This is a genomic window from Sphingomonas sp. MS122 (assembly GCF_049532975.1).
In the GTDB taxonomy this organism is placed as follows: Bacteria; Pseudomonadota; Alphaproteobacteria; order Sphingomonadales; family Sphingomonadaceae; genus Sphingomonas.
The window spans coordinates 3,857,997-3,870,807 of the sequence record NZ_CP186695.1 but is presented as its reverse complement, the minus strand read 5'-3'; the positions used below and the strand labels follow the sequence as shown (position 1 = coordinate 3,870,807).

Here is a 12,811-nt window from a genome sequence, read left to right as displayed (position 1 = left end):
CACCGTCGCACGCGCCCGGTTGTCCCGGTCTCCGCGCTCACGCCTGCGCGGACATCGGATCGCGTACCTCGACCCCCAGCGCGCGCAGCTCCGCCAGCGTCGTGTCGACGTCGCGGTGATGCACGAACGTCCCGCCGGCTTCCTCCCACAGATGCCGGTGCTTGAGCGTGTCGTCGACCAGCACGTCGCCGGCATTGGCGTGACGGCGCTTGTCACGCGCCATGCAGGTGATGATGCGCGTGCCGGGGAAATGCGCGGCCGCCCAGCGCACCTTCTGGGCCTCGGCCCAGCCGCCCATCGGGCAGCCGGTGAGGATCACCGGATCGAGATGCGCCACCGCGTCGAACAGCCGCTGCGCGCCAGGCATCAGGGGCAGCGTCCCGTAGAAGTCGGGCGCCCTCGCCAGCCGCTTCCAGAAGGCGGGCAGCCCGTGGCGCTTCTCGAACACACGCGGCGGCGCGCCGAGCACGGCCTGCGCCCCGCGGTCGAAATCGGCGAGCACGCCGTCGCAGTCGAGGAACAGCTGCATCTAGACGATCGCCGGGATCAGACGGATCGGCACAGGATCGTCGAGCGGGCGATAACCGCGTTCCGCAATCACCTCGTTGCTGTCGATCGGTTTGCGGCCGCGTGCGCGGTCGAGCGACCAGGTGATATGGTAGGTGCTGCCGTCGGGCCGGTCGGTGGTGCCATCGATCGCCACCACCAGCGCCTGCAACCCTTCGCCGTCGTTGATCCCGCCGACGATCTCGCCCTGCGTCGCGGTCGGCAACGGCGTGGCGTCGCGCGCATGTGCATCGAGCGTGACGTGGTGGGCGATGACGTCCGGCCATTCGGGCGGGAAGCGTTCGAGCAGCGTCTCGCGTTCGTCCGGGTCGAGCAGCCAGCCGGTCACCGCCATGCGTCAGCGATCCACCGGCGCCGCGCGATCGGCGCTCGAGGTCTCGCCGCGTTCGCGATCGTCAGGGGAGGGGTCCTCGTCCCGCTCCAGCGCATTGCCCTCGATTTCGGCGTCCTCGCCCGGCACGGGCAGCGGCGCGCGGTGGCCGGCCTCCGCCTCATGCTCCTTGAGCGTGGGATCGCGCAGGTTGTTCTTGGACTTACCCTGGCCGCTATTGTCGCGCATGGTTCGGCTCCTCTCGCAACCTCAACGCGCGAGCCGGCGGAAGGTGTCAGTCCTCCACGGGCGCGAGCGGCGCCTTGGGGTCGCCGGTCCAGCGCACCAGCGCCAGGTCCGCGGTCTGCGCGCCTTTGCTCCCGCGATTGCGCGCGAGGTAGAAGCGCTCGCCGCCGACCGGCTGCAGCCCGACATCGGCCTTCTGGTTCCATCCCCGGATGCCCGTCGCCGGGTCCTCGAGGCCATCCTCGGCGAGCGCGAGCAGCTGCCCCTGTTCCCAGCCCCTGCCGTCCCGCGCGGGCACGCCGGCTAGGTCGCCGCGCACCGGCTGCGTCGTCGCCTCGACCGCGAACAGCAGATAGTTGGGGAAGGCGGCCTTCTTGCCCTTGTACACCCCCATGAACCAGCGCTGCGCCGCGGCGTCGTAGGCGAGGTTCTGCACACCGTAGGTCGTGTTGCCGGTGCGCACGAAATACTTGCCCTTCACCGCCGCGGGCCCGCTGCGATGCGGTGCCGCCTCGACCAGCGGCTGCGCGAGCTTCGCCCAGTTGCTGACGTCGTACTGGAGCAGCACCTGGTGGTCGTTGTCGCTGCGCGTGGTGTTGCCGTAGATGCCATAGGCCACGGTCAGCAGCCGCGGCCCGTCGCTGCGCCCGAACGCCGGACCGAACGCCACGCCGTCGATCCCCGAACAGCCATAGCGGTGGTCGGGCGAGGCCGCGGCATCGTCGCGGAACCTGCCGTCATCGCCGTCGAACCGCCCGTCGCCGTTGACGTCGGCGGCATAGTCCTTCGCCACCTCGGGCAGGTAGACGGTGCGCAGCACGTCGCTCGCGCCCGCGTCGATCCCGACGCGGTCGATCTTCGCGCCGTCGATCACCGCGATGTAGAAGGCGCGGTCCTTCTTGTACTCGAGCGAGCCGTAGACCTTCCCGTCGGCCGGGTTGAAGTCGAGATCGCCGAGATGCCCGGTCCAGCCGGTCAGCGTGCCGACTAGCTTGCCGCTGAAGTCGTATTTCACGAGCAGGTTGGTGAATGAGTAGTAGATATGGCCGCCCTGCACATCGACCGCGATGCCCTGCACATGGCCCGACGGCCAGGTCCCGCCATTCTGGGCGAGCGGCAGCGCCAGGGGAGGGGCATGCTGCCCAGCCGCGCCCGGGGCGGCGCCGAGCAGCAGGAGCAGCAGCGCCGGCGCCTTCACGCGAACGCCCTCCGCCCGCGCTGCACCTGCATGCGGTGCATGCCCGCGAGCTTCAGCGAACGCTCCCGGATCGTGTCGAGGAACAGCCACTCGCCGGTGACGCGCTGCGGGGTCACCTCGACCATCAGATAGCCGCGGCGGCTGGTGTCGGCCCATTTGAGCTCGGGATTGGCCGCGATGAAGCCCTGCGCGACGGTGCGCGGGTCGGCCGCCATGCCGCCCTCCATCCCGCCCGAGGTCACCGCCTGCCCGGCGAACTCGACGCCCGCAGGCTTGCCGTCCTCGCGCAGCGCATAGGCCCAGGCATTGTGACTGTCGCCCGACAGCATCACCAGGTCCGCGTCCGCACGCTGCGCCGCGCGCAGCAGCCGCGCCCGCGCGGCGGGATAGCCGTCCCAGCGGTCCATCCACATCGGCACGCCGTGCTTCGCCGCGCGGATATGGTTGCGGAACTTGGCGACGGTGCTCGCACTCGCATCGGGCTTGAGCCATTCGACCGCCGCTTGCGGCATGACCGTCCGCCCGATGATCGTCGCCATGCCGATCAGCTGCCACGCGCTGGTCCGCGCATTGGCCTTGAGCGCATGCGCCAGCCAGCTCTCCTGCGTCGTCCCGAGCATCGTCGCCGACGGATCTTGCCATTCCCCGTCGCGGAATGCGCTCAGCGCGGCATCGGGGTTGGCGGCCTTGAACGCCGCGTCGAGATTGGCCGGCCGGGTCCGCGCGAGCAGCCGCGATTCGGTGCGGTAGAGCGTCGCCAGCGTGCCGATCGGATAGGCCTTCCACGGCTCGTCCGACACGGGCAGCCATTCGCGATAGGCCTGCATCGCCGCCGCGCGGCGCGCGTTCCACTCGCCTTCCTTGGCCGGCTGGTGGTTGGCGGCACCATATTCGTAGCTGTCGTTGGTCGATTCATGATCGTCCCACAGCGCGATCATCGGCGCCATCTGGTGCAGCCGTTGCAGGTCGGGATCGGCGCGGTAGCAGGCGAAGCGCAGGCGATAGTCGGCGAGCGCGACCATCTCGTGATCGGGCTGCAGCATCCGCCCCTCGACCCGCTTCCCCTCATAGGAGGCATTGCCGTACTCGTAGACATAGTCGCCGACATGCAGCCACAGGTCGAGATCGTCGCGCGCCGCCGCATGGCCATAGGCGTTGAAGAAACCGTTGGGCAGGTTCGAGCAGGAAAATACGCCGAGCCCGAAGCGCGCGGCCCTGTCGCCCGGCAGCGTCTTGGTCCGTCCGACCGGCGACTTGCTGCCATCGGGGCCGAGGAAGCGGTACCAATAGACCGTGCCCGGCGCGAGCCCGTCGACCGTGACCTTCGCCGTCCAGTCGCGATACGCGCCGGTGCGCACGCTCCCGCCCGAAACCTTCCGCGCGAATTCGGGATCCAGCGCGACTTCGACGTCGAGCCGCACGATGCTCTCCCCGTCCGCGGGGACGTAGCGAGTCCACAGCAGCATCGAATCCTGCCCCGGCTCGCCGCTCGCGACATTGTGGGTGAAGCCGCGCGCGCCGGTCAGCGCCGCCGCCAGCCCGCGCCCCGCGGGCAGCAGCAGCGCGCCGAGCCCGAGCCCCCCGCCCAGGACCAGCCGCCGGCGATCGATGTTCAGGACCATGTCGATTACTCCGCAATCACGCTTGCATGGGGGTGGGTGCGGCTGCGCTGCGGCCGAGGCAGCGCAGCCGCGGGGGATCTCAGAAGGTGCCCTTGATCCCGAGGTTCCACATCGAGCCATAGATGCTGTACTGCTGCACCCGGCTGCGCACGTTCGAATAGACGATGTCGGGCGCGTTGAAGATGTTGCGGCCGGCCAGCATCACCTCGAAATTCCTGTTGATCTTGTAGCTCGCGCTGACGTTCCACAGCTCGCGCGCGGCGCGGTAGAGGATGCCGTTGTTGGCGGTGGTCGGCGTGTTGCTGAGGGCGCTGGTGCGATAGCTCGACTGCCAGTTGCCGGTCAGCTGGAAGTCGAACCCGCTGCGGCTGTAGCGCACGCCCCAGTTCGCCATCTTCTCGGGCAGGTTCTGGCGCTCGCCGTCGGGATCGACCAGCGTGAACGATCCGCGCAGGCCGAACCCCTTGAGCGCGCCCGGCAGGAAGGTGAGCTGCTGGTCATACTCCAGCGTCAGGCCGTTGTTGGTGCTGGTGCCCGGCGCGTTCTGCGCGCTGCGGAAGGTATAGCCGGCATAGTCGTCGGGATCGAACCCGACATCCTCCGGATTCACCTCGATCCCGGTGATCTGCATGTCCTTGATGTCGAGCTTGAAGCCCGACACCGCGATGATGCCCGACGGCTCGAGGAAATATTGCAGGCGCGCATAATATTTGGTCGAATGCTCGGGCTTGAGCAGCGGGTTGGGCACCGACACGATCATCGTGGTGTCGTTGACCGAGACGACGCCGCCGAGATTGCCATAGTCGGGGCGCAGGATCGAGTTGCTGAAGGCGACCTGGCCGACCAGCTTGTCGGTGAAGTCGTACTTGATCCCGCCGCTCAGGAACCAGTCGTCATATTCGCCGTGGCGGGTCGAATAGGTGCCGTCATTATACTGGTAGAGCAGCCCGGCGACCGTGGTCGGGCCGCTCGAATTCACTGGATAACCCGCGGCCGCCACTTCCGACAGCGGACGGATATCGGCGACGCGCGCCGCGGTCTTGGTCTTCTCGTAGCGCAGGCCAAGGTCGAACGCCGCGCGCCCGGCGCGCGCCTGCACCTCGAAATAGCCGGCGTAGATGTCTTCCTTGACGCGCTTGTTGTTGTCGAGGTCGCGCTTCAGGTTGCCGAGCGTGTCCGGCACGAAATATTCGGGGTGCTCGCGATAGATGTCGTACATCGCGTAGTTGTTGTCGGCGCGCCAGTTCTGCGCGTTCATGTTGCCGGCATCGAAGCCGTGGATCTGGAACTTGTAGAATTGCGTCCAGGGAATCACCGCCTCGGGCGCCCGCTGGGTCAGGTCGCCGGTCGGGCCGACATATTGGAACTGGTCGAACGAACCCTCATTGGTGCGCCAGTCGTTCGAGCGCGCGGCGCCGCCCGCCATCAGGACGATCGGCACGCCGCCCAGCTCGAGCTTCTTCTTGAGGTCGAGATTGACCCCGTACATCTCGTTGACGGCGTCGGACTCGGAGGTGCGGACGTTGTTGCCGATGTCGTCGTCGCGGTTGAAGCTGCGCGGGTCGCCCCACGGCCGGCCCGCGGTCTGGGCCAGCGTCCAGTCGTTCGACTCCGTCGACGCGCGGTCGAGCGTGAAGCCGATCCGCGTGAGATAGCTGTCGGTGCGGACGAAGAAGCCCTTGCTGTTGTCGCGGAAGTTGAATTCGGAGCTCGAATAGCTCGCGCGCAGCAGCGCTTCGAACGTGTCGCCGCGATATTCCAGCTTGGGCGCGATCAGATAGGCCGGGGTGCCGGCATAGCGGTGCGAATATTGCGTGTGCAGCCGGGTGTTGGTGCCGCTCGGATTGACCACGATGTGAGTCGGCGTCGAGTCCGGCGTGGCGTAGGACCTGGTGGTCGTGCCGAAGATCAGGAAGGTATATTGGTTGAAATACTCGACGTCGTAGAAGGAATAGGTGCTGCGCAGCGAGAAGGCGAGCTTGTCGCTGAACTTGTAGTCGAGCGCCAGGTTGGCGGCGGTGCGGCTGGTGAACTTGGGACCCGGGCGCCACATCACCTGATAGGGCATCACGCGCCCGTCGGGCAGATACGACCAGTCGGTCTGGATGCGGTCCTGCTGGACGTAGTTGGCGTTGTAGCTCGCATTGAACGCGATGCCGAGCCGCCCGCCGAGCAGCACGTCGTTATAGCCGACCTGCGCCGAGGGGTAGATGCGCGGATGCTTGCGGTCGTCCGGGAAATAGGCCGCGGTGAAGGCGGAGTCCGACGTGCCCACGCCGCCGACCTGGAACCGCAGCTGGCGGCCCTTGCGCTGGAACGCGTATTTGCTGCGCAGGTTGATGCTGCCGCCCGGCGAATCCGCGTCCATGCTCGCGGTCAGCGTGTTGTTGAGCTCGATCGATTCGATGCCGGTGATCGACATCTGCTCGAACGAGTTCTGGCGGCCGTTGTTGTTGTTCGAGGTCGCGGTCGCCATGCGCGCGCCGTCGGTGGTGAAGGTCGAATATTTGGGATCGAGCCCGCCGATGCGCACCGCGGTCGCGTCGACCTCGGTATAGTCGAGCGACAGGCCGGGCATGTTCTTCATGAACTCGCCGACATCGCCCATGGTGAGGCCGCCATAATTGTCGGCGGCGACCACGGTCTTGGCGTTCGGGGCGGCGCGGCGCTCCATGATCGCGGCGGCCTGGCCGTCGCGCGCCGCGGTGATCGTCACCGACTCGATCTCGTCATTGGCGGCGAAGGACTGGGCGTTGAGGTCGACGTTGAGCGTCGCCACCTCGCCCGCGGCGACGGTCGCGGTCGTGCGCACGTCCTGCAGGCCGGTATAGCGCACCACCAGCGTCACCGGCCCGGCGGGCAGCCCCGCGAGGCGAAAATTGCCGCCCTCGTCCGAATAGGCGACGATCGTCGTGCCCTCGACGCGGATCTCGGCGTTGCGCACATATTCGCCGGTGGCGGTGTTGAGCACGCGCCCCGCCAGCGTGCCCTGGCCGATCGCCCGGCCCGACTGCGGCGACGCCGGCGCGCGCGTCGAGCGCAGCGTCACCACCTGGCCGTCGTCGCTGGCGATCTGCAGCGGCGTCCCCGCGATCAGCCGGCGCAGCGCCGCGCGCACGTCCATCCGGCCCTTCATCGCGGGCGTGCGCACGCCCTCCAGGTCGCGCGCGGAAGCGACGATCTGGATGTGCGCCTGGCGCGCGAATTCCGGGATCGCCTTGACCGCCGGCTGCGCGGCGAGGTCGAAGGCGCGGTCCTGCGCCTGCGCCGGCGCCGCCGCGAGGAGCGCGATGACCGCCGTGCCGGACAGGATCGAATTGCGGATGAACATGCTCTAGCCCCTTTGCTTGCGGCGATCGCCGCCCCGTTCGGAGGCTGAGAGGTCCGGCGCGGCGGTTGCCGCCATCCGCTCTCCAAAAAATTTATCGCGGGCCCGGCCGCCGCGTCAGGATCACCGCGCCGCCCTGCTGCTCGATCCGCGCGTCGAACACGCTGGCGACCGCGCGGCCGAAACCTGCCGGATCGCTCGCAGCGAAGAGGCCGGTGACCGGCTCGCTCGCCAGTGCGGGATCGCGGATCTCGATCCGCGTGCGGCTGTAGCGTGCGAACTCGGCCGCGGCCTGGTCGAGCCGCTCGCCCTCGAACGCGATCTTGCCCTCGCGCCACGCCAGCGCGCGCGCGACATGGTCGGCCGAGATCGCCTCCGGCGCGGGGAGGGGCGCGCTCGCCGTCTCGGGCAGGGTCAGCCGCATGTTGGCGCGCAGGAACACCGCGTCCGCGGTTCCCGCCTCGCCGAGCGACACCCCGCCCTGGTCGACCAGGATGTCGACCGGCTTTCCCTCGAGCTTGCGCACGCGGAACGTCCCGCGCGCGGCGCGCAGCGGCTCGCCGGGCAGGTCGACGACGAACGGCCGGCCTTGGTCGGGCACCACGGTGAAATAGGCCTCGCCATAGAGCAGTTCGACGCGGCGGACCTTGTCCCCATAGCGCACCCGCAGGCTGCTCTGCGTATTGAGCATCACCGTCGAGCCGTCGTCGAGCGTGACCAGCCGTACCTCGCCGAGGCCGGTGGTGATCGCCGCGGCGGGCTGGACGCTGATCGCCAGCACGCCGATCGATGCCGCGGCCAGTCCGCCCGCACCCGTCCAGGCGAGCAGCTTGCGCCGCGACAGGGCCGGCGCAGGCGGTGGCGGCGGTGCGGGCGGCGCGAACTTCGCGGGGTCGAATTGCGACCCGAGCGCGCCGGCGGACTCGCTCAGCAGCGACAGCGCATCGGCGCGCAGCAGCGCGCCGCGGCGGCGCGGGTCGCCCGCCAGCCACGCCTCAAGCGCCTGTGATTCCTCTTGTGAGAGCGGCCCGCGATCGAGCCGCGCAATCCAGTCGGCCGCGGTCGCGTCAATGTACCGACTGGATTCGCGCTCGGTCATCTAGGGAAACAATCTCCGAATCTCTCACCCTAGAGGCTTCTGCCAGAGCATTTCCGCCATGACCAAACCAATCGACGAGAAAACGAAGGCCCCGGGAGATATGTTTTTCCACCGTATTCTCGGAAATCGCCATGCGCGCGGCGATCTCGCGCTGGGGCAGGCCCTCGACCCGGCGCAGCATGAACGCTTCCTGCGTGCGGCCGGGCATCGCGCCGATCGCCTCGGCCAGCCGCCGCAGCTGGTCGCGGTCGATCGCGATGCACTCGGGCGACGGCCGGTCGTCGGCATGCTCGAGTTCGGTCAGGTCGTCCATCGTGCGGATCGACACGACGCGTGCGCGGCGGACATGCTTGGTGATCACCGAGCGCGCGACCTGGAACAGGTAGGCGCGTGGAAAGCGGATATCCTCGAACGTCTCGAGATCGGCGAGGATGGCATAGGCCTCCTGGATGATGTCGTCGACGTCGAGCCCCATCGGCTGGCGGCGCGTGAGCCAGCTGCGCAGCGCCTGCTCGTGCGGCAGGATGTTGCGGAGGAACCACCGCGTCCGGTCCCGATCGATCGCGTGCATCACCTGTCCCCGCATGGCGCCGCCGCGCGCGGCCCCGGAAGGGAGCGTTAACGGCGAGTCGAGGGCCGGTTAGTCGGCGAATGTGACAGTGATTGTGCAGAGCGGGCGCGCTTGCGGTGGCGCGAGCCGGGTGCCGGGCGCGATTTCGTCGCCACCCTATAACCGCCGTCTATTGCCGTCCCATAGTTGAGGCATGGACACCGCCCGCGGGCGACGCCAGTTTTCGCGTCCAGGCCGGGGCAGTGGGGATTTGCCGATGTTCAACCGTCGTTGCTTCCTGCTAGGCTCGGCTGCCACGCTGGCCGCGGTTCCGGCCGCCGGCGCACCGATACGGGTGGGGCCGATGACCGTTGCACGCAACCGGACCGTCGCAGGGCTCAGCGCGCCGGTCGAGATCGTCGACGACAAGTTCGGCATCCCGCACATCCGCGCGGCGACCGCCGCCGACGCCTATTTCGGGCAGGGCTATGTCGTCGCGCGCGACCGGCTGTTCCAGATCGACCTCGCCTATCGCCGCGATCTCGGCCGCCTCGCCGAGGCGTTCGGCCCGAAATTCGCAAAGCACGACGCGGTCGCGCGCCTGTTCCGCTTCCGCGGCGACCTCGATGCCGAGCTGGCGCGCATCCCCGCCGACATCCTCGCCTGCGCCCGCGCCTATGTCGCCGGGGTCAATGCGCGCATCGACGAGGTCGTCGCCGACCCTGCCTTGCTCCCGCTCGAATACGGCATCCTCGGCATCGCCCCGCTCAAATGGAGCCTCGACGATCTGGTGCGGCAGCGCGAGGCGTCGGAGGGCAATACCGACGACAGCGTCCGCCGCGCCCAGCTCGCCGCGCTCGGCCTGCTCGATCTCGACTCGATCGTCGCGCCGCTGCGCCCGGCATGGAAGATGACCGTGCCCGAGGGGCTCGACGCCGCCGCGGTCACCGACGCCGATCTCGGCGTGCTCCGCATCGGCCGGCTGCCCTTTGGCGGGGAGCCGCCCGCAGCCGATCCCGCCGCGCCGGCGCCCCGCGTCTCTGCGCTTGATCAGGCGACGTCCGCTGATCGCGGCAACGCCGGCAGCAACGCCTGGACGATCGCGCCCTCGCGCAGCGCCACCGGCCGCCCGATCCTCGCCAACGATCCGCATCTCGGCATCGGCGGGTTCAGCCCGCGCCACGTCGCGCATCTGACCGCGCCCGGCCTCGACGTGATCGGCGGCGGCTCGCCCGGCCTGCCCGGGATCATGCAGGGCCATACCGACCGTTTCGCCTTCGGCCGCACCAATTTCCATATCGACCAGAGCGACCTGTTCATCCTCGAGCTCCACCCCGAGGATCCCGAGCAGTACCGTCATGGCGGCGGCTGGAAGCGCTTCGAGACGGTCACCGAGACGATCCCGGTCAAGGGCGGCGCGGCCGAGACGGTGACGCATCGCTACGCCGTGCAGGGCCCGGTGATCGCGCACGATCCCGCCCGCCGCCGCGCCAGCGTGCTCACCACCGTCGCGATGCAGCCGGGCGCCGCCGATTGCTTCGCGATGATCGCGATCAACCTGGCGAAGGACTGGGCGAGCCTGCGCAGGGCCTTCGCCTTTCACCCGTCGCCGACCAACTTCCACTATGCCGATATCGACGGCAACACCGGCTGGCAGGTGATCGGCTTCGTGCCGGTGCGCAAGGCCGGCGACGGCCTGCTCCCGGTGCCCGGCGACGGCAGCCACGACTGGACCGGGATGCGCAACTTCAGCGCGCTGCCCAGCGCGTACAACCCGGCCAAGGGCTGGTTCGCCTCGGCCAACCAGAACAACCTGCCGGCCGACTGGCCGCGCGACCGCATTCCCGCCTTCTCGTTCCGCGACCCGTATCGCTACGAGCGCATCGCCGATGTGCTGAAGACGCAGCCGAAGCACAGTATCGCCGACAGCATCGCGCTCCAGCACGACACGCTCTCCACCCCGGCGCGCCAGTTCCTCGCGCAGCTGCCCGCCAATCCCTCGGCCGCGGCCAGGCCCGCGGTCGATCTGCTGCGCGGCTGGGACGCCCGGCTCGACGCCGATAGCGCCCCCGCTGCCCTGTTCGAGATCGTCTGGCGCGACCTCGGCAAGCGCATGCTCGCCGCGATCGTGCCCGCGCAGGCGAAGAACCTCGTCACCGAGATCGCGCCCTCGATCCTGCTCGGCCAGCTCGCCAGGCCCGACGCCCGCCTCGGCGCCGATCCGCGGGGTACGCGCGACGCGCTGCTCGACGCCGCGCTCGCCGCGGGCTGGGCCTCGGCGCAGCAGCTGCTCGGTCCCGATCCCGCCGCCTGGCGCTGGGGCACGCTGCACCAGGTGCGCCTGCGCCACCCGCTCTCGGCCATCCCCGCCATCGCCAAGGCCTTCCCCGCGATCGAGGGCGAAGGGTCGGGCGGCGACAGCTACACCGTGATGGCGCGCTGGCTCGGCTCGGGCCCCGGCTGGAACGTCGGTGGCGGATCGAGCTACCAGCAGGTGATCGATGTCGGCGCGTGGGACAATTCGCGGATCCTGATCCTCCCCGGCCAGTCGATCGACCCGCGCTCGCCGCACTATCGCGACCAGTACGGTTCGTGGATCGCCGGCGACACGCTCCCCTTGCTCTACAGCCGCGCCGCGGTGGACAAGGCCGCGGCCGCGCGCATCATGCTGAAGCCGTCCTGAAGGGAAGGGGCCTATGCTCCGCCACATCGCCGCCTGCTTCCTGCTCGCCACGCCCGCCGCAGCGCAGGACGCGCCATTCGATCGCGCCCTTGCTGACTTCCGCAAGCTCCACCGCACCGAGGTTCAGCGTGCCAACATCGCGGGCAGCAGCTTCTACCTGATCCGCGACGGCCGTACGCTCGCCGCCGACCATCTCGGCGAGCAGGACGCCGATGCGCAGGTGCCGGTCGATGCGCAGACCATCTATCACTGGGCCTCGATCACCAAGACGATGACCGGCATCGCCATCATGCAGCTGCGCGACCGCGGGCTGCTCGAGCTCGACGATCCGGTCGTCAAGTACGTCCCCGAGCTCGCCCGGGTCCACAACCCGTTCGGCGACACCGGCGCGATCACGCTGCGCCAGCTGATGAGCCACAGCGCCGGCTTCCGCAACGGCACCTGGCCGTGGCGCGACAAGGACTGGCAGCCGTTCGAGCCGCCGAGCTGGGACCAGCTCGAGGCGATGCTCCCCTATACCGAGGTCCAGTTCAAGCCCGGCAGCCGCTTCAGCTATTCCAACCCCGGCATCGTCTATCTCGGCCAGGTGATCGAGCGCCTCTCGGGCGAGGATTACGAAGTCTATGTCGACAAGAACATCCTACGCCCGCTCGGCATGCACGCCAGCTATTTCGACCGCACGCCGCCGCACCTGTTGAAGCACCGCTCGCACAGCTATCATATTCGCGGCGGCAAGCGCGTCGCCGCGCCGTTCGACGCCGACACGGGCGTGACGGTCTCCAACGGCGGCCTCAACGCGCCGATGCCGGACATGGCGCGCTACGTCGCCTTCCTGCTCGGCGACCCCGCGCGCCAGGCCGAGTACGACCTGGTCCTCAAGCGCGCGTCGCTCGAGGAGATGTGGCGGCCACAGCTCTCCGCGGGCGAGGATTTCTCGCAGGGCCGCATGGCGAGCACCACCCAGGTCGGCCTCGGCTTCTTCGTCGACCGCACCGGCGGCATCCGCATCATCGGCCACAATGGCGACCAGAACGGCTTCCGAGCGTACCTCAGCCTCTGCCCCGGCCAGCGCATCGGCACCTTGCTCGCGTTCAACACCGAGACGCGCGCCGTGCGCAACGATCCCAGCAACCGCGACACGGCGGAATCGCGCGTGGCGCTGGCGACCGACGCGTTGTGCGAGGCGGCGGGGTAGGGGAGGGACCGAA

At 69.1% G+C, this 12,811-nt stretch carries 10 protein-coding genes; 2 read left to right on the top strand and 8 right to left on the bottom strand.

Annotation, left to right across the window (positions count from 1 at the left end):
- Nucleotides 1–37: 37 nt before the first annotated feature.
- From ACO227_RS18415 to ACO227_RS18380, 8 genes are all read right to left on the bottom strand, one after another.
- The gene (locus tag ACO227_RS18415) at nucleotides 38–529 is read right to left on the bottom strand and encodes a hypothetical protein (protein WP_423603877.1); all 492 of its coding nucleotides are present in this window, start codon (nucleotides 527–529) and stop codon (nucleotides 38–40) included.
- Complete coding sequence (locus ACO227_RS18410) at nucleotides 530–901, bottom strand: hypothetical protein (protein ID WP_423603876.1); 372 nt, start codon at nucleotides 899–901, stop codon at nucleotides 530–532.
- A gap of 3 nt (nucleotides 902–904) precedes the next feature.
- Entirely contained in the window at nucleotides 905–1,126 is a 222-nt protein-coding gene (locus ACO227_RS18405; protein WP_423603875.1) for a hypothetical protein, read from the bottom strand.
- A gap of 46 nt (nucleotides 1,127–1,172) precedes the next feature.
- Nucleotides 1,173–2,321, bottom strand: a complete 1,149-nt coding sequence (locus tag ACO227_RS18400) for a hypothetical protein (RefSeq protein WP_423603874.1) — start codon at nucleotides 2,319–2,321, stop codon at nucleotides 1,173–1,175.
- Nucleotides 2,318–3,943: an alkaline phosphatase D family protein gene (locus ACO227_RS18395; protein WP_423603872.1), complete on the bottom strand. Its 1,626-nt coding sequence runs from the start codon at nucleotides 3,941–3,943 to the stop codon at nucleotides 2,318–2,320. The genes ACO227_RS18400 and ACO227_RS18395 overlap by 4 nt, the downstream gene beginning before the upstream one ends.
- Before the next feature lie 79 nt (nucleotides 3,944–4,022).
- A complete protein-coding gene (locus tag ACO227_RS18390; RefSeq protein ID WP_423603870.1) occupies nucleotides 4,023–7,274 on the bottom strand; it encodes a TonB-dependent receptor domain-containing protein in 3,252 nt (1,083 codons plus the stop codon).
- 91 nt (nucleotides 7,275–7,365) lie between these two features.
- Nucleotides 7,366–8,370 carry a FecR family protein gene (locus ACO227_RS18385; protein ID WP_423603868.1) on the bottom strand — a complete coding sequence of 335 codons (1,005 nt, stop codon included), beginning with the start codon at nucleotides 8,368–8,370 and terminating at the stop codon, nucleotides 7,366–7,368.
- A complete protein-coding gene (locus tag ACO227_RS18380) occupies nucleotides 8,339–8,941 on the bottom strand; it encodes an RNA polymerase sigma factor (protein ID WP_423603867.1) in 603 nt (200 codons plus the stop codon). The genes ACO227_RS18385 and ACO227_RS18380 overlap by 32 nt, the downstream gene beginning before the upstream one ends.
- 256 nt (nucleotides 8,942–9,197) lie before the next feature.
- Between ACO227_RS18380 and ACO227_RS18375 the strand changes: the two genes are divergently transcribed.
- Nucleotides 9,198–11,603, top strand: coding sequence for a penicillin acylase family protein (locus ACO227_RS18375; protein WP_423603865.1), 2,406 nt, complete (start codon nucleotides 9,198–9,200; stop codon nucleotides 11,601–11,603).
- 13 nt (nucleotides 11,604–11,616) lie between these two features.
- Nucleotides 11,617–12,798 carry a serine hydrolase domain-containing protein gene (locus tag ACO227_RS18370; RefSeq protein WP_423603863.1) on the top strand — a complete coding sequence of 394 codons (1,182 nt, stop codon included), beginning with the start codon at nucleotides 11,617–11,619 and terminating at the stop codon, nucleotides 12,796–12,798.
- Nucleotides 12,799–12,811: the final 13 nt, after the last annotated feature.